Genomic DNA, 26008 nt, shown 5'->3' with positions numbered 1-26008 from the left:
TATTTCAAAAGTTAAGAAAAAATAATGATTTTGCCTCCATACAAAAAAGCAGTAGAGACTGCTTCTTTGATGATGAATAAAGCTCTCTGACACTAGCTCCCCTTGCTTAAATCCCACTGACCATGAGGGATACGAGGGTAAGGAAGCTATTCCAAGAGGCATGCTGAAGGATGGTCCAGTAGATCGATTTGGTATAGCGTAGGACCGCACAAAATAGCAAGCCTGGTACCAAGTAGACGATAAAGCTTGGCAAATCCCAACCATGCTGCCAGACATGCGAGAGGCTGAACAAGGAAGCAGACACCAGCATATCCAGCTTATACTTCTGATAAGAGGCCAACGCCGTCATGACCAAATCACGAAAGACTAGTTCTTCCATAATGGGAGCCAGCAAGCAGGCATAGACATAACGTATCAATACCAAGGCCCAGCCTGACAAACCACTAGATACTTCTGCAAGGGCTATGGAATTCTTAGTCGGTGGAAATACCTCTGCAGAAAACATATCCCATAAAAAGTGAGCAAGAAAAACAAGCACAAAAACCGCAAAATAAGAAGCTTTAAAAGTAAATTTCCCGTACAAGTCCCAACGACGACTCTTTACCAAGAGTGTAACGGCTAACCCCCCAATCAATCCAATCAACAAGAGGAGCAAGCCATAATAAGAGTCATCCGATAGGTGGCCCACTAAATCCGTTAGGAGCCCCACGTTAAAAAGCGCAAAATTGATGCAGAGAATCCCTAGTGTCGCGAGTTGAAACGGTCTGTCTGTCTTTCTCATTGCATTCACCTTTTTATTTACTTCTTTCCACTGAGTTCAAATCTTCCTTGAGATCTAACTCTCAAATGACTTCATCCTAGTACTCTATCATGTCTTAAATACGAGCGAGCGGTGGTCGCTTCACAAATCCAGGACGTCCAATCTCAATCTTATCTGACTGACCTGAGCTAAGACTTGGGCGAGAATCCCCACCTCCTACAATTTCTTCCAATTCTTTTTGACTACATTCTGTCATTTCATTTCCTCCAATTTGTATTTGTAACGCTACCTCCTGAGTCTATCAAAGATTGGAACATTTTCCTTCTCATTCTTCTATACGGTTGCATTTTTCAGCTATGTGGGAGAGAAAGCTATTCATTCAGAAGGATACACCTCCAAATTAAACGAAAACGAACAACCATCAAAAAAACCATCGCCAACAGGCGATGGTTTCTGTATTTCTTTGATTAGCCTAAGGACTTGACATAAGCATCTACTGCTACAATCGCTTGAGCAATATCAGATGCTTGTACCTTGAATGGCATTTGGTGAATGGTTTCTCCTTCAATGGTTGCTTGTTGGCCAACCTTGAGAAGATCTTCGTAGCTTGCATTTTCAAGATGCATTTCTTTCAGAGTCGTTGGCATGCCAATTTGTTGATAGAAATGAATGTATTTGTTCAATTCTTCTTTTGGACGGTTTTCCAAGAACAATTGAACCAAGGTTCCATAGGCTACTTTTTCACCGTGAGTCAAATGGTGGATATCCCCAGTAAGGGCCGTAAAGCCATTATGGATGGCATGAGCTGCTGCCAAGCCACCACTTTCAAACCCAATCCCACTGAGAAGGGTATTGGCTTCGATGATGTTTTCTAATGCAGGCGTCACCACTTTAGCTTCACAAGCAGCCACGGCTTGGAGACCATCAGCAAATAAGATTTCTTCACAACGTTGCGCAATCGCCACACCAGCTAGAGTTTGGTGTTTGCCTAGCATGGTTTTTCCGTTGGCTTGCATTACCGCACGCGCTTCGACCCAAGTAGCTAGTCCATCTGCGATACCAGAAGCAAGCAAACGTTTTGGTGCTTGAGAGATGACTTTACTATCTACCAAGACCAATTCTGGGTTTTTAGAATAGAAGATATAGCGAGCAAAGGCACCTTCATCCGTATAAATAACAGACAAGGCTGAAACCGGAGCATCTGTAGATGCAATAGTCGGAGCAATGACAACTGGTGATTTTAAAAGATCAGCAATGGCTTTTGCACTGTCGATGGTCTTTCCTCCACCAAGTCCGATGACTAAGTCACAGCCATTTTCTTCTGCCAGACTGACCACACGATTGATTTCATTATCAGAAGCTTCACCGTTGAAGAACACTGGCAAGACTGTAAAGCCATACCGAAGGAGATACTTTTCAAAACGTTCCCCTACGATATCATAGACTACTGAATCACAGAGTAAAACGGGATGACTCCCCAGTTCTAAAATAGGTTTTGCATTTTCAAATAAAGCATTTTCACCTTGAATGTAACGGGATGGGCTGGCAAAATTTCTCATACACTCCTCCTTTATCAAATTGTATTCTTATGATGAACAGCTGACCAATCTGCCTCGAAGTCATCTACTGCTTTTGGAATAGAAGGCATTCCAAAAGCTGCTTCAAAGACATCTGCCCCTGCCGTAATTGCTTGTGTTCCTTCTTTAAATGCTCGATTAACTTGAGCCACATTTTTAAAGGAAGCTGCTAGAATTTTGCTTGATGAATGATTACGCTCTATGGCACTCGCTAACTGAGAAATAACCTGAGCTGAATCAATGTTTAAGTTTTCCATACGATTGTAATAAGGTGCTAAATAGTCGGCTCCTGCTTCAATAGCTAACAGTCCTTGAAAAACAGTATAGATTGCTGTTGCAGTAATTTTGTAACCCTCTGCTTTTAACACTTTAATTGCAGCAAGTCCTTCAGGTGTTACTGGAACTTTAATATAGGTATTTTCATCGCATTGTTCTCGAATTTCGGCCGCATCTTTTAAAATTCCTTCATAATCTTTTGCGACAACTTGAACATGGATGGAAGGAGATCCTCCGATGATTTCCCGCACCTTATGGATACGATCAAAAAAATCAATGTTCCCTTCTTTTTTAGCAATTGTTGGGTTCGAAGTTACCCCAGCAAGGGGTAACACTCGTGCCCATTTTTTTATCTCATCTAAATTTAAAGTATCAAGCATAAATTCCATATACATACCTCTTTACTATAGAGTATGCTCTGTCCGTCCAATAATATCATCTTGTGTTGCTCTTGATAGTACATTGAAGAAGGCTGAGTAGCCAGCAACACGTACAATTAAGTCACGGTGTTTTTCCGGATGTTTTTGAGCATCTAACAACGTTTCTCTAGAAACCACATTGTATTGAATATGGTATCCATGTAGACGATTAAAGAACGTACGGAGTAAAGCAATAAGTTTTAATTTATCTTCTTCTTTGGATAAAGTTTGTGGGTTTACTTTTTGGTTCAGTAAAACACCACCAACAATTTCATCTGTTGGCAATTTAGAGACAGATTTTAGAACAGATGTTGGGCCATGTTGGTCCATATTGTGGGATGGAGAGCATCCTTCTGCAAGTGGAGTCCCGGCATTACGACCGTCCGGAGTGGCTAATGTTCCACGACCTTGTCCTACATTGGCTGAAATAGAAGATGTACCTGAGTAACGAATTCCTCCGATTGGCCCACGTCCATATCGAGTATTTGGATATTTAGCAATTTCATCCACATAAATATCGTATGCTTCTCGAACTAAGCTGTCCGCATAGTCATCATCGTTTCCATACTTCGGTGCATCATGGATAAGCATCTCTTGGATTTCTTTTCCACGTTCGCCCTCGTAATCGGTTTCCAGAGCATGCCATAGCTCTTGTGGCGTTAAGCGTCCTTCTTCGAATACCAGTTTCTTGATTGCTGCAAGTGAATCGGATAAGTTTGCAATACCCACTTGTAAACCAGAAATATAATCGTAGACAGCTCCACCTTCTTTTAGGTGTTTTCCACGTCCAATACAGTCATCTGTCAAAGCTGAACAGAGGATATCTGGCACTTCTCTTTCAAGAGATAGGTCGATAGAGTTTTCTACGATCACACTCATGCGGGTTAAGTGGCGCAAAGTCTTGTCCCAAGCAGTTTGCAATTCATCGAAGCTCTTCATGTCTTTAAAATGACCAAAGCTTGGTGCAAAGCGCTTGCCAGAAGCAGGATCGATTCCGTCATTCATCGTAATGAGCAAAACTTTAGGGAAGTTCATATAACTCATACCTGTACAGCGATATCCCCATTTACCTGGAACAGCTGTTTCTACACAACCAATTGCACTGTAATCATAAGCATCTTCTTCAAGAACACCTTTTGAAATAAAGGATGGAATAATAATCTCATCATTATTGAAAGCAGGCATACCAAATCCGAGCTTCATAACTTCAATACATTCGTTCATGAAGCGGGCATCCAGACCAGCATGATAACGAACAGTTAAGTTTGGTTGAGGAAGGTGAGTTTGAGCAACTGACTTCAACACCAAATAAGACAATGGATTGACGGCATCTTTCTTATCACGTGTTTGACCACCAATCGTAACGTTTTGATAAAGCGGACTACCTGCAGATGAGAAGGTATGTGCTTGACTACGTACTTTGTTAATTGTAATAGTCTTAATCCAAAGGTTAGTCAAGCGTTCAACAATACTCTCTTCAGTTTCCCGTCCACTTTCCAAATCAGCTTTAACGTATGGATACATATATTGGTCAAAACGGCCATATGAAAGTGAGTGTCCATTTGATTCAATCTGAAGAATACATTGGATAAACCAAACAGACTGAACAGCCTCTGCAAATGTACTTGCAGGCTCGTATGGAACTTTTGAGCAAATCTCTGCAATTTCAAGCAATTCCTTCTTACGTTCAGGAGTTGCTGTTTCAGCAAGTTGTTTAGCAAGTTCCACAAATCGTTGAGCATAGGTCTTAACAGCATCAACTACGATAAAGATAGAATCGTAAAAATGGTACTTATCAATGCTAGCTGGATCCGTTAGATCTAGGGCTGCTTTAGCTTGGCGAGCTCTTTCTTCAAAACCTTTCAAGCCATATTGCAATAATTTTTGATAATTGACTGCTAAGTGGGCATCTCCTGAATTCATCTTCCCTTCCATACCGAAGAATCCTGTTTCCATATAGACAGATACTTCTTCAGGTAGAAGAGCGCCAGCTCTTGCACGTAAGTTATTATTTTCCCAGAACGGTGCGATACTACGGAGCTGTTCTTTCGTTTCTTCCGTAATATAGAAGACATCACCATCCCGCTTTTCAAAAAGATCCAATTCCTTCAGAACGAACTCTAAAGTATATTCTGGGAAAATCGGAGCATCTTTATTAGAGGATGCTTGGTTTCCAGCAATCATGGATTCATCCTCAATGTAGATTGTCATATTTTCAAGAATCTCTTTCAACATATAGGCACGTTTAAGAACATTTGGTTGTTCCTTATAACGATCATATGCCTTAGTTGCAAGAACAGCACGTTCAGCATCGATGTAAGGCTTCTTATTTAAGACATCTTCACGATACTTATTCATGCGTTCAGTGAGGCTTCCAAAATATTCTGTTTTAATGCTTGTACTTGCTACTTCTACTTGTTTCATTTTTTCAAAACCTTTCTTTTGAAATTATTTTGTTTTCTTTCGTAACTATAGTAGCATTAAATTTTACGAATTTCAATGAATTATGAATTATACATATAAATTCTATTCTAGTCGCACATCTGTGCATACATGATAAACGCACTATTTTTCAGCTTGTAATTCATTGTTATAGGCAAGATTATCTTGGAATTTGAAGAATGGGAAATATACGACAGTCGAGGTCGCAAGAACTAGCACTTGAACGAAAGCACCTTGCCAACCTCCAACCATAAATCCAGAAATAATGGCTGGTGTACTCCAAGGAAGAGTCACACCTGAGAATGGATGCATAAATCCAATAGCAATTGATGCATAAACAATTATTGCAGCCAAAATTGGAACCAAAATAAATGGAAGGAACATAACTGGGTTCATTACGATCGGAAATCCAAATACGACGGGTTCATTGACATTAAAGATTGCAGGAAATGCTGCAACTTTCCCCAAAGCTTTATACTGTTTTGACTTAGCAGCAAATAGCATGGCAACAACCAACCCAAAGGTTATACCTGATCCAGACAAAATAAGGAAGCTATCTAAGAATTGTTGAGTTACAATGTGGGCACCATTTTCAACGGATAGCTTCCCAGCTGCCAACATTGATTTATTGGCATCTAGGTTAGAAAGTAGCAAGGCTGTTACTACACCGTTGACAACTGATTGGCCATGAACACCAAACCACCACAAGAATGAAATAAAGAAAGCAATCCCAATCGCTCCGTAAAGTGATCCTGTTAGACCTTGAAGAGGAACCTGAATGACATCATAAATCATTTCAATGAAGGTACCGCCGTTTGTCACTACTTTTGATACGATATAGACAATCATTGATAGTAAGAAAATCACGAAAGCAGGAATCATCGCTTCAAATTGTTTGGCAATGGCTTGAGGTACTTGTTCTGGCATTTTTATAACAATGTGTCTTTGGATAAACACAGTATAAATTGCACCAACTACCAGACCAATAATAATGGCCCCGATAATCCCTTGACCACCAAACCATACTTTTGAAATGGCATCGCCAATCGGTTCTCCCTTAGCTGGTACATAAGAAGATTTTAACAAGATAAAGAATGAAGACAGGGACAAAACTCCCGCTGGCAAGGGTTCTACTCCACTGTTTTTAGCATAAGAATACCCAATGGAGAAGCAAGAAATTAAGCCCATGATGGCGAATGTTCCTGAATAAACTTGCATAAATGGCTCTGTCCATGTATCGCCAAATACACTAGCAATAGCCTGATTAAGGCCTTCAAATGGTAATTGTCCAATAATCAGAAACAAACTACCAACTACCGTTAATGGAAGGATCGCTAACATCCCATCTTTAAGAGCAATAATTCCTTTCATGTTTACAAAACGCATGATTGGAGCGATAATTTTCTGAGAATTAAAATTAGACATGGGAAGCCTCCTTATTTTTCTCCTAGCAATTCTAGAGCTAGATTTAGTACCTTCTTACCATCTAACATCCCATAATCCGCCATAGGAATGACAGCAATAGGGATATGGTTTGCCTCACAAATCGCTTTTGATTTATCCAAAGTATAAGCTACTTGAGGCCCTAACAAAGCGACATCTATTTCTGGGGCAAAATCTGCTAATTTCGCTTGAGAATATGCCTCAATTTCAGCATCAATACCTAATTCCTGAGCCGCTACCTTCATATTATTTACCAACATTCCTGTTGAAAATCCTGCCGCACAAAACAATCCAATTTTCATCATCTTTTCCTCCTTATTGTTTCGCTGAAAGTTCTTTTCGTAAGTCAATCATTTCTTTAATCAAGTTAATCTCTGTGATTGAAGTCATTAAGTGATCTTGTGAGTGCACAAACAAAGCTGTAATCTCTGTCTTTGTCCCACTTGCTTCCTGGGCTAAAAATTGGGTTTGCAAGTTATGCGCTTCTAGCAATGCTGCATCTGCTTTTGCAATTTCGCCTTCAGAAGATGTAAAATCACCTTCCTTAGCATATGATAAAGCTTGGTAAACATGCTGTTTAGCATCACCCGCATTTAAAATTAAGCCCATAATAATTTGGTCTGCAACAATTATTTCCATGTGCACTACACTCCTTTGTCAATCTAATGAAAGCGCTTTTTCTATTGTCAATATACCATTTATATTTTTGCCGGTCAATAAAAAACTACAACATTTGATTATTGTTTTTAGTTTTTGCACATTTGTGCTATTTAACTCAAAAAAATAAGGACTGCATCCTCGCTGTCCTATTTTTTAGTAAATTGCTGATCACCATCTAATTCTAAAACTTTTAAGATCGTCGCTTCATCTGTGACTAAATGATTGATATAGTTGGCTTTCAAAACCGATAAAATTGCTTTTGCTTTTTGATCACCGTAGGCTAACGAGATGGTATTCGGAACCTTTCTCAATTCCTCCAATGTGATAGATATTGTTCTTTCCTGTAATTCAGGATAAACGGGGATACCTTCTTGATCAAAGAAACGACAGCAGACTTCTCCTACAGCATGTTCCGACTCCAATTTCTTAAAATCATTTGTTGTTAGCATATCAAACCACTGAGGATTCTTGCTATCTGCATGGCCACCAATCCCTACAGCAGCAACATCCAAACAACGCCAACTAGCTTTCAAGTCCTCGAAATACTTAGAAGATAAGATGCCTTCCGTTACCTCAGAATTTTCTTGAATGACACTCGCGTTTATAAAATGACATTCTCCATGAAATTTACTCGCCATACTGTAGATTAGAGTATTGACATGGTAGCGAGCATGGATATGACTGGGACCTCCAGCTAGGGGATAAAATTGAACACCATCCAAACGCTTAGTTCCAACTTGTTCCACCATTAATCTGAGAGACTTGCCCCATGAAAAACCAACTGTCATTCCATCTTCAATCAAATTTCGAAGCATGACAGCACTAGCTTGCGCTAGCCGCTTTTCAAGGCTTTCTCGTGGCTCATCAACTAGATTTGGTATAATCTCGATAGCTTTCAAGCCATATTTTTGTTTGATATAATTTTCTAAATGGAAGAGGCGAGTATCAAAATTTTCAATTTCAATTTTTACAACTCCCTCTTTTTTAGCCTCCGCTAACATTCTGCTGACAGTTGTACGGTAGATTCCAGTTTCTGCTGCGATTTGCGATTGACTTTTGTCTTCAACATAGTATAGATAGGCTAATTTAGCAAGTAACTTTTTCCGTTCATCTTTCAATTGGCTTCTCCTTCTTATACTAAGGTTAAAATCGTTTGCGAATCCTCAAGTTTTTCTTTCGCTTCTTGAGATATATTCTTATCTGTTATGACTCTCGAAACTTGTGAAAGTGCAAATCGTCTGACAGTTCCACATTTCCCAAATTTACTTGAATCTGTTAAGACAATCACTTCTTTAGAAACATCAGACATAGCTTGAACAACTTCACTTCTCATCATATCTTTCCCAGTAAAGCCAAGTTCGTCATCATATCCGTCTACCCCTACAAAAGCAAAGGGAACTCTAAACGAGCGGATTAATTCTTTCAAAAGCGGACCTACAGTCACTCTCGATTCTTTTTGAAATTCACCACCAAGTAGGATGATTTTACAAGAATCATATTCCTGAATATAATCTGCAATAAAGTAAGAATTTGTCACAATCTTGACATTCTTTTTTGTTTGGCAAATTTCTTCTGCTAGCAAGGCACATGTAGAGCCCGATTCAATCAAAACCGTGTCGTTATCCTTAATTAATTTAGCAGCTTCCCTGGCTATTCTTTTCTTGGTATCATATTGAAAGGACAATCGAACATTGATATCATCTCCACTATTTAAAACAGCATAGCCGTGTTCTCTATGCAATAATCCTTTGGATTCTAGCTTGTCCAAATCCTTTCGAATGGTCACTTTAGAGACTTGTAATTTCTCAGACAAGCTATTAACATCAATCTTTTCAAATTCCGATACTAATTTCAATATTTCATCTAAACGTTGCATTGTTTTTACCTCTTCTCTATTTTAGCAAATTTTCGAGTGAATTCAAAACAAAATAAACTTTCGTTCGTAATTGAATTAGTTTCTTAAATAATGTATAATGGACTTACTAGATTGATAGGAGAGCAAAAATATGGAACAAAATCGTGGCATAATCTTTAATATCCAACACTTTAGTATCCATGATGGCCCTGGCATCCGAACTACTGTATTTCTAAAAGGATGTCCCCTGCGTTGTCCATGGTGCTCCAATCCTGAATCCCAGCGTGCAAATCCTGAAAAAATGTTAGATGCTGTTACTAAAAAGGAAACTATCACGGGAGAAGAAAAAACAGTCACAGAAATCATAGATGATGTCTTAAAAGACGTTGACTTCTATGAAGAATCTGGTGGTGGCCTTACCCTGTCTGGTGGAGAAATCTTTGCTCAATTTGAATTTGCCAAATCTATCTTAAAAGCTGCGAAAGAAGTTGGACTTCATACTGCAATCGAAACGACAGCTTTTGTTGAACATGAAAAATTTGTCGATCTCATTCAGTATGTCGATTTTATTTATACAGACCTTAAACATTACAATACACTTAAACATAAGAGGGTTGTCGGAGTCAACAATCATCTGATTATTAAAAATATTCATTATGCCTTTGCTCAAAACAAAACAATCGTTTTACGTATTCCAGTCATTCCTAATTTCAATGACTCTTTAAACGATGCTGAAGAATTTGCTTCTCTTTTTAATTCTCTCAACATCGATGAAGTACAGCTTCTCCCATTTCACCAGTTTGGAGAAAACAAATACAAGCTTTTAGGACGTCGCTATGAAATGGAAGGAATAAAGGCTCTGCATCCAGAAGATTTATATGACTACCAGCAAGTTTTTTTAGATCATGACATTCACTGTTATTTCTAATACACTCAAAAATCCCCAAAGCTAGTTTCAGTCAGCTGAAACTTGGCTTCGGGGATTTCTTATTCTTTCACGAGCATCGAGAAAATCAAATTGCTTAATTGAAGTCGAGACTACTTCCTTTGGAAAAAAGATAAATCAATTGGCATTCATGGAATGCGGCATTGATTTCCTATTTTTCTGCAGGAAGTTTCGGTAAACCGAATCGTCTCTCCTATCTTAATTTACCAAATAATCACACGGTCTTCTGGTGCACGCCACATGCCGTCACCTTCTTTGACATCAAAGGTTTCAAAGAATTCGTCAAAGTTTGGTAATTGAACATTGGTACGGAGTTTTCCTGGTGCGTGGACATCAACACTGGCGAGAAGTTGCATGTACTCTGTCCGAGCTTTCATGCGCCAGATGCGAGCAAAGTTGGTGAAGAATTCTTCTGCTGAGAAGTCTACTTCTTTCTTCGCCGCTTCAAGGGCTGCAGCAATACCTCCAAGGTCTGCCACGTTTTCAGAAACGGTCAATTTCCCGTTGATCTTGGCACCGTATGAGTCTTGACCTTCGAACTGATCGATGACTTTTTGAGTACGAGCGGTAAAGGCTTCGTAATCTTCTGGCTTCCACCAGTCTTTCAAGCTACCGTGCTCGTCAAAGGAAGCACCATTGGTGTCAAAGGCGTGGGAGATTTCATGGGCAATGACTGCACCGATTCCGCCATAGTTAGCTGATGATGATTGGTGAAGGTCATAGAAAGGTGCTTGGAGAATCGCTGCTGGGAAGACGATTTGGTTCTGTTGCGGATCATAGTAGGCATTGACCATATTAGCTGGCATGTGCCACTCGCTCCGATCGACTGGTTGGTTCCACTTGCTCCAGACATGCTCGATGGAAATTTGAGCCAATTTTTGAGCATTTTCCACCAAGGTCTTGCTCTCGTCGATGATCTTTTTGGCATACGTTTCTGGTAATTTTTCAGGGTAGCCGATATGTGGTGTGATGACATTGAGCTTGACAATGGCTTTTTCACGAGTTTCAGGAGCGAGCCAATCCGCTTTTTCTAAGCGATCCTTGTAAACCTCAATCATGGTCGCTACTTTATGCTCTACGTCTGCTTTCGCTTCTGGTGAGAATTTTTCGCCCGCATACCAGAGTCCAAGCGCTTGGCTATAAGGCCCTTCCGCCAAGGCCAGAGCGGCTTTTTCTTTCGGACGTGCTTCTGGTGTCCCTGTAATCGTACGGCTATACTCACCAGATAAGACACGGATTTCTTCAGTCAAGAAAGACGTCCAAGAAAGAGCTGCACTGAGTTTCAACTTGGCATGAAGGGTTTCCCAGTTGGCTGCTGAGTAGAATTTTGGCGCAAATTCCTTCCAGAAGCGCTCTTCTGGAACAATGATAGTATCTGGCGTTTGCCCGATCACTTCTGTAAAGAAGGTATCGAGTGGCAATTCTGGAACCAAGGCCTTGAAATCTGCCCACTCATAAGGATGGTAGAGTTTGTTGTACTCGGATTTTTCTTCGTTTGACAAGACATATTTGGCCAATTCTGCATCGGCCGCAATCACCTTATCCAGGATATCTTTGATTTCTTCCTCTGAGAAATCAAATTTTGCTAAAAGCTTTTCAACCATCTGACGCCAGATAGCCAGTAACTCTGGGCCTTTTTCGTTGCCTTCTTCATAGTAGGTCGTATCCGGCAAGATAAGAGCAAGAGATTCTCCCCACAAGACGTTCATTTGGGCATTCATAAAGTCTGGTGACACGCTAAATGGCATGAGATTTGGTTTGCCAGCTAGCTCATAGGTACCCAACTTGCTTGTATAGTCTTCAAAGGAAGATAAGGCCTTGATTTCGTTGATCAAGGGCATTACTGGGGCAACACCAGCTACTTCCCGTGCATCAAAATCTGCCACCATTTTGTGGTATTTGACAAAATTTTGCAGAATACTGTCTTCTGGCAATTCTTCTCCTCTTTGCCATTTTCCGGTAATATCCAACATCAAGTTTTCGATATCTTGGATCAAGTCCATAAAACCACCGGTTGACGGTTTGTCATCAGGAATCACTGCTGTCTCAGCCCATTTCCCATTGACGTAATCATAAAAATCATCTTGTAAACGTACCATGATCTTCTCACTTTCATTCTTTTCTATTAACCTTATCAAAAATAGGTCTATTTTTCAATGATTACAAGCGAGTTAATCTAAATTATTTCAAAAATTAACTTGACTTAATTTTTTCATTCATGTATATTAATGGTAAAGGAGCAAAATCATGATTCAAATTGAACATCTAAGTGTTGCTTACCAGCAAACACTGGCCTTGGAGGATCTTTCCCTCACCATCCAGGGTCCAACCATCCTAGGCATTCTTGGACCCAACGGTGCTGGAAAATCAACCCTGATCAAGGCCATGCTAGGACTTCTCCCTCATTCGGGAAAGGTCCAGCTCGATCAAAAAGACCTCGGCCAAGTTCTTCAACGAGTGGCCTACGTCGAACAGAAATCCGCTATTGATTTCCACTTCCCCATCACGGTGCGGGAGTGTGTCTCGCTGGGGCTCTATCCCCATCTTTCTATCTTCAAGAGAAAAAGCAAAGAGGATCTCCAAAAAGTAGAAAATGCCTTGAAACTTGTCAATCTTCTTGATCTAGCAGATCGCCAGATTGGCCAGCTTTCAGGAGGGCAATTCCAAAGGGTTCTGATCGCCCGCTGCTTGGTTCAAGAAGCAGAGGTCATCTTCTTGGATGAGCCCTTTGCTGGGATTGACTCTGTTAGCGAAGACATCATCATGCAGACACTCCAAACCTTGAAAAAGGAAGGCAAGACCATCCTGATTGTCCATCACGATCTGAGCAAGGTCCCAGCTTATTTTGACCAGGTCCTCCTCCTTCACCGCAAGCTGATCGCTTTTGGGAAAACAGAGGAAACTTTTACCAAGGAAAATCTGCATGCAGCCTATGGGCATGAACTCTTTATAGGAGGTGGCGTCGGATGATTGCAGAATTTATCGATGGATTACAACAATTTCATTTCCTCCAAAACGCTCTCATTACAGCTATTGCCATAGGGATCGTCGCTGGTGCAGTCGGATGTTTCATCATTTTGCGAGGCATGTCTCTCATGGGAGATGCCATCTCACACGCGGTCCTTCCAGGTGTGGCCCTTTCCTTTATCCTGGGCATCAATTTCTTTATTGGCGCCATTACCTTTGGACTTTTAGCTTCCATCCTCATCACCTATATCAAGAGCAACTCCATCATCAAGAGCGACACTGCAATTGGGATTACCTTTTCTTCTTTCCTCGCCTTAGGAGTCATTCTGATTGGAATCGCTAAAAGTTCCACCGACCTTTTCCACATCCTCTTTGGGAATATCTTGGCCGTGCAAGACCAGGATATGTGGATGACCATCGGTATTGGGGTGGCGGTCTTGCTGGTGATTTGCCTGCTCTTTCGACCCTTACTGCTCACATCTTTTGACCCCGTTCTGGCTCAGTCCATGGGCGTCCGGGTCAAGGTCTATCACTACCTTCTCATGGTGCTCTTGACCTTGGTTTCTGTCACTGCTATGCAGAGTGTCGGGACCATTCTCATCGTTGCCATGCTCATCACACCCGCTGCGACAGCCTATCTCTATGCCAATAGCCTCTGGTCCATGATGCTCCTTTCATCCGGATTAGGTGCTCTTGCATCCATCCTGGGACTCTTTATTGGCTACAGCTTTAACATCGCCGTTGGGTCTTGTATCGTCCTCACTTCTGCCATCTTCTTTCTCATCAGCTTCTTTATCGCTCCTAAGCAGAGAAAGAATAAGCACGCTCTTTCACCTCATTAAAGGAGAAACACATGAAAAAAATCGCTTCTGTCCTTGCCCTCTTTGTGGCGCTCTTATTCGGCCTTATGGCCTGTAGCAAAGGCTCTTCTTCCAAGTCCTCATCTGATAAATTGAAGGTGGTCACCACCAACTCCATCCTCGCAGATATCACCAAAAATATCGCGGGGGATAAAATCGAGCTACACAGTATTGTCCCTGTCGGCCAAGATCCCCATGAATACGAACCACTCCCAGAAGATGTCAAAAAAACTTCACAAGCAGACCTCATCTTCTACAACGGCATCAACCTCGAAACGGGTGGCAATGCTTGGTTTACCAAGTTGGTCAAAAATGCTAATAAAGTAGAAAACAAGGACTATTTCGCTGCCAGCGATGGCGTAGAGGTCATCTACCTAGAAGGCCAAAACCAAGCTGGAAAAGAAGACCCTCACGCTTGGCTCAATCTCGAAAACGGGATCATCTATGCTAAAAACATTGCTAAACAATTGATCGCCAAAGATCCAAAAAATAAGGACTTCTACGAAAAAAATCTAGCAGCCTATACTGAAAAACTGAGCAAGCTGGATCAAGAAGCCAAGCAAGCATTCAATAACATCCCAGCAGAGAAGAAGATGATCGTAACCAGTGAGGGTTGCTTCAAGTACTTCTCCAAAGCCTACGGCGTCCCATCTGCCTATATCTGGGAAATCAACACTGAAGAAGAAGGGACACCTGAACAAATCAAAACGCTGCTAGAGAAATTGCGTCAAACCAAAGTACCGTCCCTCTTTGTCGAATCCAGTGTCGATGAGCGTCCTATGAAAACTGTGTCTAAGGATAGCAATATCCCTATCTTTGCAAAGATCTTTACTGACTCGATCGCCAAAGAAGGCGAAGAAGGCGACAGCTACTACAGCATGATGAAATGGAATTTGGAGAAAATCGCAGAAGGTTTGAACAAATAAGATTCCAAACTGATTAGATTCTCAAACAAATCAGTGGCTCTTCCCCCTTCATTAATGTACAATGAAAAGAAAAAAGGAGTCTTTGCTATGACAACATTTTTAGGAAACCCTGTTACCTTTACCGGATCTCAACTTCAAGTTGGCGATACTGCTCATGACTTTTCACTGACCACTCCTAACTTGGAGAAAAAATCTTTGGCTGATTTTGCTGGCAAGAAAAAAGTCCTCAGTGTGATCCCATCCATTGACACAGGTATCTGTTCTACTCAAACACGTCACTTCAACCAGGCCCTCTCTGACATGGAGGACACTGTGGTCTTGACAGTTTCTGTCGACCTTCCTTTCGCCCAAGGCAAATGGTGTGCTGCAGAAGGGATCGAAAATGCCATCATGCTTTCAGACTACTTCGACCATTCCTTCGGAAAAGCCTACGGTCTCTTGATCAATGAATGGCACTTGCTCGCACGCGCTGTATTGGTCTTAGATGCGGATAACAAGGTCACTTATGTTGAATACCTAGACAATATCAACAGTGAACCAAATTACGACGCTGCAATCGAAGCCGTCAAAGCACTTGGATAAAGTAAAAAGAGGTCTAGGACCTCTTTTTACTTTATCTACAAAATCTGTTCAGAGACTTTCCTTAGGTGAGTTTCTAAGAGGCCTTTGGCTTCAATCCGAAAGAGGACTACTATAAAATCCGATGGAGTCCATTCTGGAGGAGGACTCGCCAGCGTAAGCGTGGGATGCCTCTGAGGAACTTCCTCACACGCCGTGCTACCTGTTGCTTGTAGCTCTTGCCTCCTTGTGCAAAGGTTCCCTTCCGACTCCAATAGCCCTGCTCTCCGCGGTCATTCTTCGGAGCTAGATAGCGAACACCTTGCTGATAGAGAACCTTCTTGCGAAAAGCTGGATCCCACGGCTTAACGGGATCGATATCCAAGTCCTTATGGGTATGGCCTTTGGCTAAGCCATAGTTGAAACTGGCTCCATTGACAATGCCATTTTCAGAAATCTGATTCGGATCCACTTCGTTGAGAAACTGGCCACCCTGATCCAGGATATACTCTGTATGAAAGTTGAGCAAGACCTTAAAATTCAACTGGGCCTGAGCGCGAGATGGGAAAGCAAGTTGGCCATCTTGATCCACATAGACCTTATTATGGAGACGAGCTGCTGCATAAGCATCGATTTTGATCCCTTTTGTCTCCTGCAAGTAAGCTTGTAGCGCCTCTTCATCAGTCTGCCCCGATCTGGCAAAGTGCTCCCTAATCCACTGGGCCTGGTAGGCAGAGAGCAGATAGCGAAACTGGTGAACCTGTCGTTTTAAGAGCTGATCTCCTGCTTTGCTGGCTAATGGATCCTGAGCAAATGCTACTTGAACCACTCTTGAAAAAGAGGACCAAAAATGCGAATGAGGCGGGCAATCTGGCCAGAACCGCTTCAGTAAGAAGGCGGTCTCCTCACAGGTTCCCGATAAATCCCGTGGCATGAGACAGAGGTGCATGACCCCTTTTAAGAGGGCTTGGGAACGGTCTTCCGTCAACCCTTGCAGTTCTCTCTGCCACATCTCTTGGAAAAGAGGGCTGGCAAAGACGAAGACAGAGCGGTAACAGTCTTGCCTTCTTGCTTCATCTTCGCAAGACTGCAGTTGTTTTTCTAAGTAGCTGAGACCTCTGGTCGTCCAGCCCAGTTTTTCCAATTCCTGTCGCTGCATTTGCACCCTCCTTTCCATATTGTTCTCGGTTTATGCTTCTATACTATCATCTTTCGCCCTCCCAGACAATTCCTATCCACTGGCCAAGCCATTTCGCGCTTTTTTTGATATACTAGAAGAAGCGAAGAAAAGAGGACCCTATGACACCAAATAAAGAAGATTACCTCAAGTGCATCTATGAAATCGGCACGCAACATGAAAAAATTAGTAACAAAGAGATTGCGGCCCGGATGCAGGTTTCGCCTCCAGCCGTGACTGAGATGGTCAAACGCATGATCTCGGAGAATCTCCTCATCAAGGACAAGACCCACGGCTATCTGCTAACCAAGCTCGGCCTCCAAACGGTTTCCGATCTCTTTCGCAAGCACCGCTTGATTGAAGTGTTCTTGCTCAAAAAACTGGGCTATACGACTGAAGAAGTCCATGAAGAGGCTGAAGTGCTCGAACATACTGTCTCCGACCGCTTTATCGATAAACTTGACCAGATGTTAGACACTCCCAAAACCTGCCCCCATGGAGGAACCATTCCACCCAAAGGAAAACTTCTCATCGAGGCTTACCAGGACCGTTTGAGTGATGTCAGCGAACCGGGAACCTATCGTTTGCGAAGAGTCCAGGATAGCTTTGAATTGCTGAATTTTTTAGACCAGATCCAGCTGACCATTGGAGATGTCATTCTCTTCAAAGGCTACGACGATTACACTGGCCTCTATCAGCTCCAGATCAAAGACCAAGACATCCAGATCAATCATCTGATTGCCCAACAACTTTACATAGAAAAACATGCCCTTTAATCAAGGGCATGTTTGAATGTAGCCAAACTACTTTTTACTTAAGATAGCTGGATAATTTTTAAAATAAGTTCTTCTGTTACTTTGAATTATTAAAGTAAATCCGAAACTTTCCGCCGTGAGAAAAATGCTTGAAACAATAATGTTTCAAGCATTCGGGAGTTTTGAAACCTTAGGTTCAAAACTAAGTCATGGAACTTCGTAGAAGTTCGCTGACGTCCGTACTCACCTAAGGAAAGTTTCTAGGAATACTATTTCTTCAATCCCACATGCTCTTAATCAAGGGCATGTTTTTTTCTTTCTATGGATTTTTCGTATCGAGGATGATAGTCACTGGGCCATCATTGATGAGTTCGATTGCCATATCTGCAGCGAAGACCCCTCGTTTGACAGGGACTTCCTTTTCTAACAAATCATTGAAGTCATCGTAGAGCTGGCTGGCCATCTCTGGATTGGCTGCCCCGATAAAGGCTGGACGATTGCCTTTTTTTGTCTGGGCAAAGAGGGTAAATTGAGAAATCGAGAGGATTTCTCCTTGAATATCCTTGACAGATAAGTTCATCTTCCCTTCTTCATCCGAGAAAATCCGCATTTGGGTGACCTTGCGCACCGCATACTCCAAATCCTTCTGGTCATCCTCAGGCCCCACTCCCACCAAGAGAAGAAGTCCTTCTTGAATCTGACTATAAACTTGACCGTCAATAGAAACCGAGGCCCTTTTGACCCGTTGAATCACTAATTTCATCTTATTATCCTATTTAAACAATCTATTGGGCATTCACCGCTAACCTTGAAAGAACATCGACATCAGGCAAGGCAGTGAGACGAAGACAGTACTGTAGTACGGCAAGGCGAGCTAACGAAGCAATAAAAGATAACTGAGCAGCCGACTAGCCGTTGGTACGCTTAACAGAGTACACCTCCGGCACACTCTTAATCTTATCCACAACCGTTGTCAACATAGACAGGTTTGGAATCCCGAAGGAAATGTGGATATTGGCAAATTTCATATCCTTGGTTGGTTGGGCATTGACAGTTGAGATCATCTTAGCCGTGTTGGAGAGGACTTGAAGGACATCGTTGAGGAGGCCTGCACGGTTGAGGCCGTAAATATCGATATGGGCGATGTAATCCTTGGTCGTGTTATTGTCTTCCCACTCGACGTCGATCAAACGTTGCTCGTAGTTGTCTTGAGCCCGCAGGTTCATACAGTCTTGACGGTGGATGGCAACCCCACGTCCTTTGGTAATGTAGCCGACAATTGTATCTCCTGGCACAGGATTGCAACACTTGGCAATCCGGATCAAGAGACCAGAAGCGCCTTGGATGACGACGCCACCTTCATGGCGGACCTTGAGGGTGTCTTTTTTATTTTCAACCTTGACTTCGCCACCTTTGACCAGCTCTTCGGCTTCCGCACGCGCCTTGGCTTTTTCCTCTTCGCGGCGCTCTTCTTCCGTCAAACGGTTAAAGATAGAGATCGCTCCCACTTCTCCAAAACCGATGGCCGCAAACAGGGCCTCTTCGGTCTTGTAGCTAGTCTTTTGCAAGACCTTGTCCATGTGCTTCTTGTCCATGAACTTGTTGGCAATCATATCATGCTCATGGAATTGAGCCATGAGCAACTCTCGTCCACGGTTGATCGAGAGTTCCTTGTCTTGGTTCTTAAAGAATTGGCGGATCTTATTACGCGCCTTGCTAGTCTTAACGATATTGAGCCAGTCACGACTTGGACCAAAGGAGTTAGCATTGGTGATAATCTCCACCTGATCCCCTGTCCGTAGCTTGGTATTGAGAGGCACCATCCGGCCATTGACCTTGGCTCCGACAGCCTTTTCCCCTACCTTGGTATGGATCTCATAGGCAAAGTCGATTGGTCCAGAATCTTTTGGAAGGGAGCGGACAGTTCCATCTGGTGTAAAGACATAAATCTCTTCAGCTAGATAGTTTTCTTTGACCGTATCTACAAATTCTTTGGCATCATCCGCTTGGTCTTGGAGTTCCATCATCTCCTTGATCCAGTTCATCCCAATAGCCGATTCTTTGCTATTGACTTGGCCCTTGATCCCTTTCTTATAGGCCCAGTGTGCCGCAACCCCGTACTCAGCAACCTCGTGCATTTCCTTGGTACGGATCTGGAACTCGATGGGACCTTTTGGACCGTAAACAGTGGTATGGATGGACTGGTAACCATTGGCCTTCCGATTGGCGATGTAGTCCTTGAAACGGCCTGGCATAGGCTTCCACAACTCGTGGATATAGCCCAGCATGGCATAGACATCGCTCGGTGATTCCAGGATACAGCGAATGGCAATCAAATCATAGATTTCATCAAAGCGTTTCTTCTTATCCTGCATCTTGCGGTAGATGGAGTAGATATGCTTAGGACGACCATAGATTTTCCCATAGAGGTGGCGTTCTGCCGCATAGGACTCTATCTTTTGGACGACTTCCTCTACCAAGGCTTCCCGCTCGCGACGCTTCTCCTTCATCATATGGGAAATTTTATAGAACTCGACTTCGTTCAGATAACGGAAGGATAGATCTTCCAATTCCCACTTGACGCTGGAAATCCCGAGACGGTGGGCTAGCGGTGCATAGATTTCCATGGTTTCTTGAGAAATCCGCTCTTGCTTGTCCTTGCGTAAATGCTTCAAAGTCCGCATGTTGTGCAAACGGTCTGCTAGCTTGACCAAGATGACACGGATATCCTGAGACATGGCCATGAGCATCTTGCGGTGGTTCTCTGCCAACTGCTCTTCATGGGACTTGTATTTGACCTTCCCGAGCTTGGTCACTCCATCAACAATCACTCGGACATCGTGCCCAAATTCACGTTCTAAATCATCCAGGGTCGCGTTTGTATCCTCGACAACGTCGTGCAAAAAACCACAGGCAACCGTCACAGCATCCAACTTCAATTTTGCCAAAATGCCGGCAACTTGAATAGGGTGGATGATATAGGGTTCACCTGATTTACGGAATTGCCCACTATGGCAGTCGACTGCATAAAGGAGAGCTTTTTCTACAAATGCAACATCCTCTCCCGACAAGTATTTTTTGGTAAGGGCAATAACCTGGCCCCCTGTTAAAGGTTCTTCTTTCGGCATCTAGTTTTCTCCACTTTCTTGCCTTCTATTCTATCACTTTTAGCTCTATATGAAAACTAGTCCGATTGACTTTCATGCTATTTGAGGAGCTTTCCAGCACTATCAGCCAGAAATCCCAAACGTAGGCTCCCTTTTTATACAAATACTCCATTTTTTATAAAAAATCCATTAATTTGTAATATATAAAAAATAAGAAAACGAATAAATTATGAATAAAATAAGATATAAAAGAAACGCGTGAAGATCTACCTTCACGCGTTTTTCATTAATTCTGTGACAACACTCACTGCGCTGAGGGCATAGAGTGGGGCGGTTTCTGCTCGTAGGATACGAGGCCCAAGGCCTGCAAGGACTGCTCCTTTAGCTTCAAAACTTTCAATTTCAGCAGGTGAAAGACCACCTTCCGGTCCAAAGATAAAGAGAACCTTGCTCCCTTTTTCAAGACCACTTACAGCTTGTACAAGAGCAGCGCTTTCGCCTTCTTTGGCCGACTCTTCATAGGCCACCACGATGCGATCAAACTGGTCGAGTTGGGCTAGAAAGTCTGCCTTTTTCTCAAAAAGGGTAATGCCTGGGACAAGATTCCGCTTGCTTTGCTCTGCTGCTCCAAGGGCAATTTTTTCTAGCTTTTCAACCTTTTTGACCAATTTCTTGCCGTCCCACTTGGCAACTGACCAATCGGCAGGAAAGGCCCAAATCTGGCTAGCACCCAGCTCTGTTACTTTTTGAGTGATAAACTCCAGCTTGTCTCCCTTGGGAAAGCCTGATGCGATGGTCACTTGGACTGGCAGTTCCACATTGTCATCAAGTTCTTCAACCAATTCAAACTGACGAGCCTCTACATTTACCACGCGCGCCAAGCGCTTAATCCCATCATCAAAAACTAAGGTAACCTCGTCCTCTTCTTTCAAACGCATGACCTGAAACATGTGCTTGCTGGTCTCCTTGTCCTCGATAGTGACAGGTGAGCTAGCCAAACCTTTTACAAAATACTGTTGCATGCTAGCCTCCAATCACACCAGAGATATCCTTAGTTTTTTTGAAGACACAGGATTCCACTCACCTTGGATCATGTGGGTTTCAAGGAAAAATCCAGCTGCTTCTGCTGACTCACGGACCATGTCCCACTTGTCCTTAATAATGCCACTCATGATGAGGTAGCCTTCATCCTTGACCAAGCGATAAGCATCATCCGTCAGATGAATGAGGATGTCCGCCAAGATATTGGCCACGATAACATCTGCCTCAATCTCCACACCTTTGAGCAAATCACCTGGGGCTACATGGATATTTTCCATGCTAGGATTGAGCTCAATATTTTCTTGAGCGACTCGAACTGCCACATCATCCAAGTCATAGGCGAAGATTTCCTTGGCACCTAGAAGTGAGCTAGCAATAGAAAGGACGCCTGAACCTGTCCCCACATCCAGCACTGTTTCGCCACCACGAAGAACCTGCTCCAAGGCAAAAAGGCTCATCTTGGTCGTCGGATGCGTTCCTGTCCCAAAGGCCATACCAGGATCCAGCTTGATAATCTTCTCGCCAGCCGTCGCTTCATAGTCTGTCCATGACGGCACGATAGTCAAGTCATGGGTAATGCGAGCTGGTTCATAGTACTTCTTCCAGTTGTCGGCCCAGTCTTCCTCCGCCAAGGCAGTCCTTCCCATCTTGACTTCGCCCAGATCCATAAAGTCTGTCAATTCTGTCAGACGAGCCTTCAAGTCCGCTTCAACCGCTACCACATCAACCGTTTCAGGATAGTAGGCTGTCACCACAATTTCTTCTTGCTGCTCGACATCAGGAAAAATCTCACCGAAACGATCGACATTTCCCACATAGTCCATGCTGTCCTCGATTGCGACCCCTTGGGCTCCTAACTCGATCAAGAGATTGGAGACCAACTCCTCTCCCTCACGCTTTACTGTAACTTTTAGCTCTTGCCATGTTTCCATTTTGTATTTAAAATTACCTCTCTATTAGATCAAAAATAGTTTTACCAATAACGACAATAAGGTTGTCTCTTAATTTTTTCTCTGACTCTAAGTCTATACCACTATTCTGTATAAATTTGTCTTCTACCATTTTATATAAACGCTTCACTCTAGTGGGATTCCCTGGATCAAAATGAGGTACATAATGATAAATTATGACAGGAACAGAACCGCTAATTGATCGTTCAGCGATCTGACTCCAGATATACCTATCAGTCTCTCCCAAAGAAACCCCATAGAGAATAATGATGTCAGAGTTTTTTATAATATCACTATTCTTTACATCCATATTTTCTCTATAGTTCTTCAAAACTAAATTTTTTATTAAGAATTCTTTTTGTTCTTCATCAAAACTATTTGAAATTTGTGTATCATCGCTAACTCCTAAAACCGTGCAAATATCTACTGTCCCATGTACATGAATTGGAGATTTAATATAAAAATTAAAACTATTGTTTCTTAATTTGTTTTCAAATGATTTTCCCGATCTATCATATAATCTATCGAACACATTTGTATAATTAAGGGTTAATATATTCACGATGTCGTGTTGATATAAATTTTCTTTATATTTTTTTTCGATAGCAGATTGATTGATTAAAGGGAGAGAATTTTTCATATCATTTAGAGTGCTTACAAAGTCAATTACAATACCTTCCTCGAGATTTTGTTCTTGTTGTAATCGTAGATATTCTCTTAAATCGTCAACTACTTCACTAAAATCGTCTATAAAATCCTCCTTCATTTCTATATTTGAAGAGATGAGGTCGCTATCTTTTGTCAATTTACCAATTGACAATTCAAAATCTGACCAATTTTCATAATCATTTACTTTATCAGAAAATAGCGAATCATAAATAAAATTTGAATATTCCTCCTCATTCTCTTTCCTACTTATGTAAACCTTATTTTGAAATTCATAGAAATCCTTATATCTTGTTTTCAAACCATATTGTAAATCCAAACCATTTCCGACGATATAGGTGATATTCATATCTTTGCCCTCTTGTATTCCTAATATCTAAAATAAGGATAAAATATCCACTATTCAAATTCAATTTCTTCATTTAAACTATTAAAGAGATCTACTTGAGCTTCAACTTGTAATCTATTAACTAGCCAACCTCTTAATTCAGCTTGCTGAATAAAATCTTCAATACGATTAACGCCATTTAATTCTTTTAATGTAACTACTACACCAAAACGTACTCCTTGTCCATCACCACTTTTCAAACGTTCGATTGTTTTAATGCTCATCCCCCACTGAGGATTTGATGGATTTAAAATTGCTTTAGCTCTCTTTCTAGAAGTAAACGACTCTCCAATATGCTTGACATTATCCCATTTCCTAAATATATTTCTAGCAGCGTTTTCTCTCACATATCCTGGGGTATCTTCGGCATGCTGATTGTCTTTATTTATCGATTCGATACCGTCTGACTTTAACCTACCAAAAGTAAGCTGCATCTCAGTATTTGTATAATCAACCCCTTGATTTCTTGAGCAGTTAGGGAAATAACACATTGTTGCCTTAGCTACATATGGATAACTCTCACTAGAAATAGGTACTGGAAAATCATAATTATAGGTATCATAAGCCCTAGAGATATCTGACACAATAAATTTAATTTCATCATCAGGTGTAGATAAAATATCATCCATTTTTATTGGAACAATACCATTTCCTATCAAAGATAAATCAGTGAATGTTTTCTTATCATTCCAGGGTATTGCTGCATCAATTAGCAAAGCCTTTGCTTCTTCTCGGCTAAGTCCCATAATATGAATGAGATAGGCCATTTTCCTTGCAATAAAAGGTGCCGCAAAACTTGTTCCAGCTACACGACCTAATCCTAGAGGTTCACAAACATTTATAAAGTCACCATTTCCTCCTCCATAATATGACACATCTGGTTTAACAAAGAATGATAAAACAATACCCTCTCGTGAATATGACACTGATTGATTATTAAAATCAACAGAATTTACTATTATAGAATTAAGTGAATCAGCAGGAGCACCTATTCTTTTACGTTTCCCATTTATTACTGAAGCATTTGTCCCAGCTATGATAAAAATTACATCACTCTCAAATTGAATTTCGTCTAATAAAGCTCCCTCTGCAGAGATAAAATTTTCTCTTATTTCATCATTGGACCCTAAAGAAAGATTCCAAACCTTAATATCAGAATTCTGAGAAACAATCTCTTTTATCTGTTTTATGATTGTAAATGAATTAAATCCACTTTGCAGTGACACACCAAAATGCCTCACTCTAAAATTTCCACAACCATCATCCAGATTAGGGTTCAAATTGGCTCCATCAACGATTAAAGAAGTCACAGCTGTCCCATGCTTGTAATCTTGGCTATCTTTGCTAATATCAGGTGAGATTAAATCATGATATTCCACCCACTCATTAAAGTAAACTCTTTTGTCAAATAAGGTATCAATAACGCCAACAACTGGTTCGTTCATTGGAGATGTAAGATTTATTTTAAAACCGTTATTATCTAAAGAAAAATCATCTACAGATAATTTAGAAAAATCTTCCACAATCATGGAGACAAGATAGGGAGCTTTTGATAATAACAATTCAATATTTTTTTCATCAAGCAAGACCGTGGTCTGATTCATGATATTAGCTTCTGAAATATCAATATTTAATTTATTCAGTAATCTAATAATATCTGTATGGACATCATAAAATGTCACGATAGAATTTTGAATATCAGAAACTGTAGTATACTCAACCCCAAATTTCTCAATAAAGCAAGAATCTCTCAAATACTGTTGAAATTTGCTTTTTGAAATACCATACTCCGAAAAATTTATAGAAGCAAACGTTGATGAATCAGAGAACATCTCACATGTTATCTCTCTATCAAAATGTTCCTCAAAAACTTCAATTATCTTACTTAAAATGGTGATTGTTTTATTAAGAGCATCTCTAGAAATATAATGAGTAACAATATGTTTTGTCTTCTCATCATTGAATTTTGCCCCCACAATGGTATCATTTGGGAATGGATTCCCTCCTCCTACATTGAAATAGCCATTAATACGGTTACTTTTGGCAACAATTCGATTATAGTAAATACTGATCAAAATACCATCGATAATGTTATTTTTCTCCCAATATGTTTTCGTTTCTTCTAATGAAGAATGAAGATACTTCAAATGTTCCAATGTAATTATTGCTTTTTTGGGTATCGTTATTGGTCCCATACCATTATTTCTTGATTTTTGTGTGAAACTTTTTCCACGT

23 protein-coding genes and 1 pseudogene are annotated in these 26008 nt (G+C 41.3%); 6 read left to right on the top strand and 18 right to left on the bottom strand.

Annotated elements, in window-relative coordinates:
* Nucleotides 1-106: 106 nt before the first annotated feature.
* The 10 genes from QM873_RS05140 to QM873_RS05095 all read right to left on the bottom strand — a co-directional run bounded on the left by QM873_RS05140 (nt 107) and on the right by QM873_RS05095 (nt 9453).
* Nucleotides 107-781, bottom strand: coding sequence for a CPBP family intramembrane glutamic endopeptidase (locus QM873_RS05140; protein ID WP_414278942.1), 675 nt, complete (start codon nt 779-781; stop codon nt 107-109).
* A 94-nt stretch (nt 782-875) separates the two neighbouring features.
* Nucleotides 876-1016 (bottom strand): hypothetical protein, encoded by a 141-nt coding sequence (locus QM873_RS05135; RefSeq protein WP_414278941.1) that lies wholly within the window; start codon nt 1014-1016, stop codon nt 876-878.
* 211 nt (nt 1017-1227) lie between these two features.
* Nucleotides 1228-2319, bottom strand: a complete 1092-nt coding sequence (locus tag QM873_RS05130; protein WP_006596970.1) for a glycerol dehydrogenase — start codon at nt 2317-2319, stop codon at nt 1228-1230.
* 14 nt (nt 2320-2333) lie between these two features.
* Nucleotides 2334-3002, bottom strand: coding sequence for a fructose-6-phosphate aldolase (locus tag QM873_RS05125; RefSeq protein ID WP_006595058.1), 669 nt, complete (start codon nt 3000-3002; stop codon nt 2334-2336).
* Between the two features lie 15 nt (nt 3003-3017).
* Nucleotides 3018-5456 carry a glycyl radical protein gene (locus QM873_RS05120; RefSeq protein WP_006596971.1) on the bottom strand — a complete coding sequence of 813 codons (2439 nt, stop codon included), beginning with the start codon at nt 5454-5456 and terminating at the stop codon, nt 3018-3020.
* Between the two features lie 141 nt (nt 5457-5597).
* The gene (locus QM873_RS05115; protein WP_006595060.1) at nt 5598-6899 is read right to left on the bottom strand and encodes a PTS sugar transporter subunit IIC; all 1302 of its coding nucleotides are present in this window, start codon (nt 6897-6899) and stop codon (nt 5598-5600) included.
* An 11-nt stretch (nt 6900-6910) separates the two neighbouring features.
* Nucleotides 6911-7222 (bottom strand): PTS sugar transporter subunit IIB, encoded by a 312-nt coding sequence (locus tag QM873_RS05110; protein WP_006595061.1) that lies wholly within the window; start codon nt 7220-7222, stop codon nt 6911-6913.
* A 10-nt stretch (nt 7223-7232) separates the two neighbouring features.
* Complete coding sequence (locus QM873_RS05105; protein WP_006595062.1) at nt 7233-7556, bottom strand: PTS lactose/cellobiose transporter subunit IIA; 324 nt, start codon at nt 7554-7556, stop codon at nt 7233-7235.
* A gap of 167 nt (nt 7557-7723) precedes the next feature.
* Nucleotides 7724-8695 carry a sugar-binding transcriptional regulator gene (locus QM873_RS05100; RefSeq protein WP_023022130.1) on the bottom strand — a complete coding sequence of 324 codons (972 nt, stop codon included), beginning with the start codon at nt 8693-8695 and terminating at the stop codon, nt 7724-7726.
* 14 nt (nt 8696-8709) lie between these two features.
* Nucleotides 8710-9453 carry a DeoR/GlpR family DNA-binding transcription regulator gene (locus QM873_RS05095; RefSeq protein ID WP_048717589.1) on the bottom strand — a complete coding sequence of 248 codons (744 nt, stop codon included), beginning with the start codon at nt 9451-9453 and terminating at the stop codon, nt 8710-8712.
* 130 nt (nt 9454-9583) lie between these two features.
* Here QM873_RS05095 and QM873_RS05090 point away from each other — a divergent pair, with 130 nt between their 5' ends.
* Nucleotides 9584-10360, top strand: a complete 777-nt coding sequence (locus QM873_RS05090; protein WP_135783210.1) for a glycyl-radical enzyme activating protein — start codon at nt 9584-9586, stop codon at nt 10358-10360.
* 221 nt (nt 10361-10581) lie between these two features.
* Here the strand turns inward: QM873_RS05090 and QM873_RS05085 are convergent, their stop codons facing one another.
* Entirely contained in the window at nt 10582-12477 is a 1896-nt protein-coding gene (locus tag QM873_RS05085; protein WP_414278940.1) for a M13 family metallopeptidase, read from the bottom strand.
* A 148-nt stretch (nt 12478-12625) separates the two neighbouring features.
* Between QM873_RS05085 and QM873_RS05080 the strand changes: the two genes are divergently transcribed.
* The 4 genes from QM873_RS05080 (at nt 12626) to tpx (ending at nt 15713) form a co-directional block, all read left to right on the top strand.
* Nucleotides 12626-13348 carry a metal ABC transporter ATP-binding protein gene (locus tag QM873_RS05080; RefSeq protein WP_414278939.1) on the top strand — a complete coding sequence of 241 codons (723 nt, stop codon included), beginning with the start codon at nt 12626-12628 and terminating at the stop codon, nt 13346-13348.
* Nucleotides 13345-14187 carry a metal ABC transporter permease gene (locus QM873_RS05075; protein ID WP_120701320.1) on the top strand — a complete coding sequence of 281 codons (843 nt, stop codon included), beginning with the start codon at nt 13345-13347 and terminating at the stop codon, nt 14185-14187. The genes QM873_RS05080 and QM873_RS05075 overlap by 4 nt, the downstream gene beginning before the upstream one ends.
* A gap of 11 nt (nt 14188-14198) precedes the next feature.
* Nucleotides 14199-15131, top strand: a complete 933-nt coding sequence (locus tag QM873_RS05070; protein ID WP_048691608.1) for a metal ABC transporter substrate-binding protein — start codon at nt 14199-14201, stop codon at nt 15129-15131.
* A gap of 87 nt (nt 15132-15218) precedes the next feature.
* Entirely contained in the window at nt 15219-15713 is a 495-nt protein-coding gene (gene tpx, locus QM873_RS05065; protein ID WP_023027611.1) for a thiol peroxidase, read from the top strand.
* Between the two features lie 109 nt (nt 15714-15822).
* Here tpx and QM873_RS05060 read toward each other — a convergent pair whose 3' ends face one another.
* Entirely contained in the window at nt 15823-16848 is a 1026-nt protein-coding gene (locus QM873_RS05060; protein WP_414278938.1) for a DUF3114 domain-containing protein, read from the bottom strand.
* 140 nt (nt 16849-16988) lie between these two features.
* Between QM873_RS05060 and QM873_RS05055 the strand changes: the two genes are divergently transcribed.
* Nucleotides 16989-17642 (top strand): metal-dependent transcriptional regulator, encoded by a 654-nt coding sequence (locus QM873_RS05055; protein ID WP_414278937.1) that lies wholly within the window; start codon nt 16989-16991, stop codon nt 17640-17642.
* Nucleotides 17643-17940: 298 nt separating this feature from the next.
* Here the strand turns inward: QM873_RS05055 and dtd are convergent, their stop codons facing one another.
* From dtd to QM873_RS05025, 6 genes and pseudogenes are all read right to left on the bottom strand, one after another.
* Nucleotides 17941-18384, bottom strand: coding sequence for a D-aminoacyl-tRNA deacylase (gene dtd / locus QM873_RS05050; RefSeq protein ID WP_048691599.1), 444 nt, complete (start codon nt 18382-18384; stop codon nt 17941-17943).
* 145 nt (nt 18385-18529) lie between these two features.
* A complete protein-coding gene (locus tag QM873_RS05045) occupies nt 18530-20749 on the bottom strand; it encodes a RelA/SpoT family protein (protein ID WP_414278936.1) in 2220 nt (739 codons plus the stop codon).
* A gap of 251 nt (nt 20750-21000) precedes the next feature.
* Nucleotides 21001-21750, bottom strand: a complete 750-nt coding sequence (locus QM873_RS05040) for a 16S rRNA (uracil(1498)-N(3))-methyltransferase (protein WP_414278935.1) — start codon at nt 21748-21750, stop codon at nt 21001-21003.
* 1 nt (nt 21751) lies between these two features.
* Nucleotides 21752-22701: pseudogene (gene prmA, locus QM873_RS05035) on the bottom strand (50S ribosomal protein L11 methyltransferase).
* Nucleotides 22702-22714: 13 nt separating this feature from the next.
* Entirely contained in the window at nt 22715-23734 is a 1020-nt protein-coding gene (locus QM873_RS05030; RefSeq protein ID WP_219074926.1) for an AbiH family protein, read from the bottom strand.
* A 50-nt stretch (nt 23735-23784) separates the two neighbouring features.
* A complete protein-coding gene (locus tag QM873_RS05025; protein WP_414278964.1) occupies nt 23785-25968 on the bottom strand; it encodes a S8 family peptidase in 2184 nt (727 codons plus the stop codon).
* Between the last annotated feature and the right edge of the window lie 40 nt (nt 25969-26008).

It is taken from the genome of Streptococcus australis (genome assembly GCF_047463015.1).
GTDB lineage: Bacteria > Bacillota > Bacilli > Lactobacillales > Streptococcaceae > Streptococcus > Streptococcus australis_F.
This window is presented reverse-complemented; position numbering and strand designations above follow the sequence as displayed.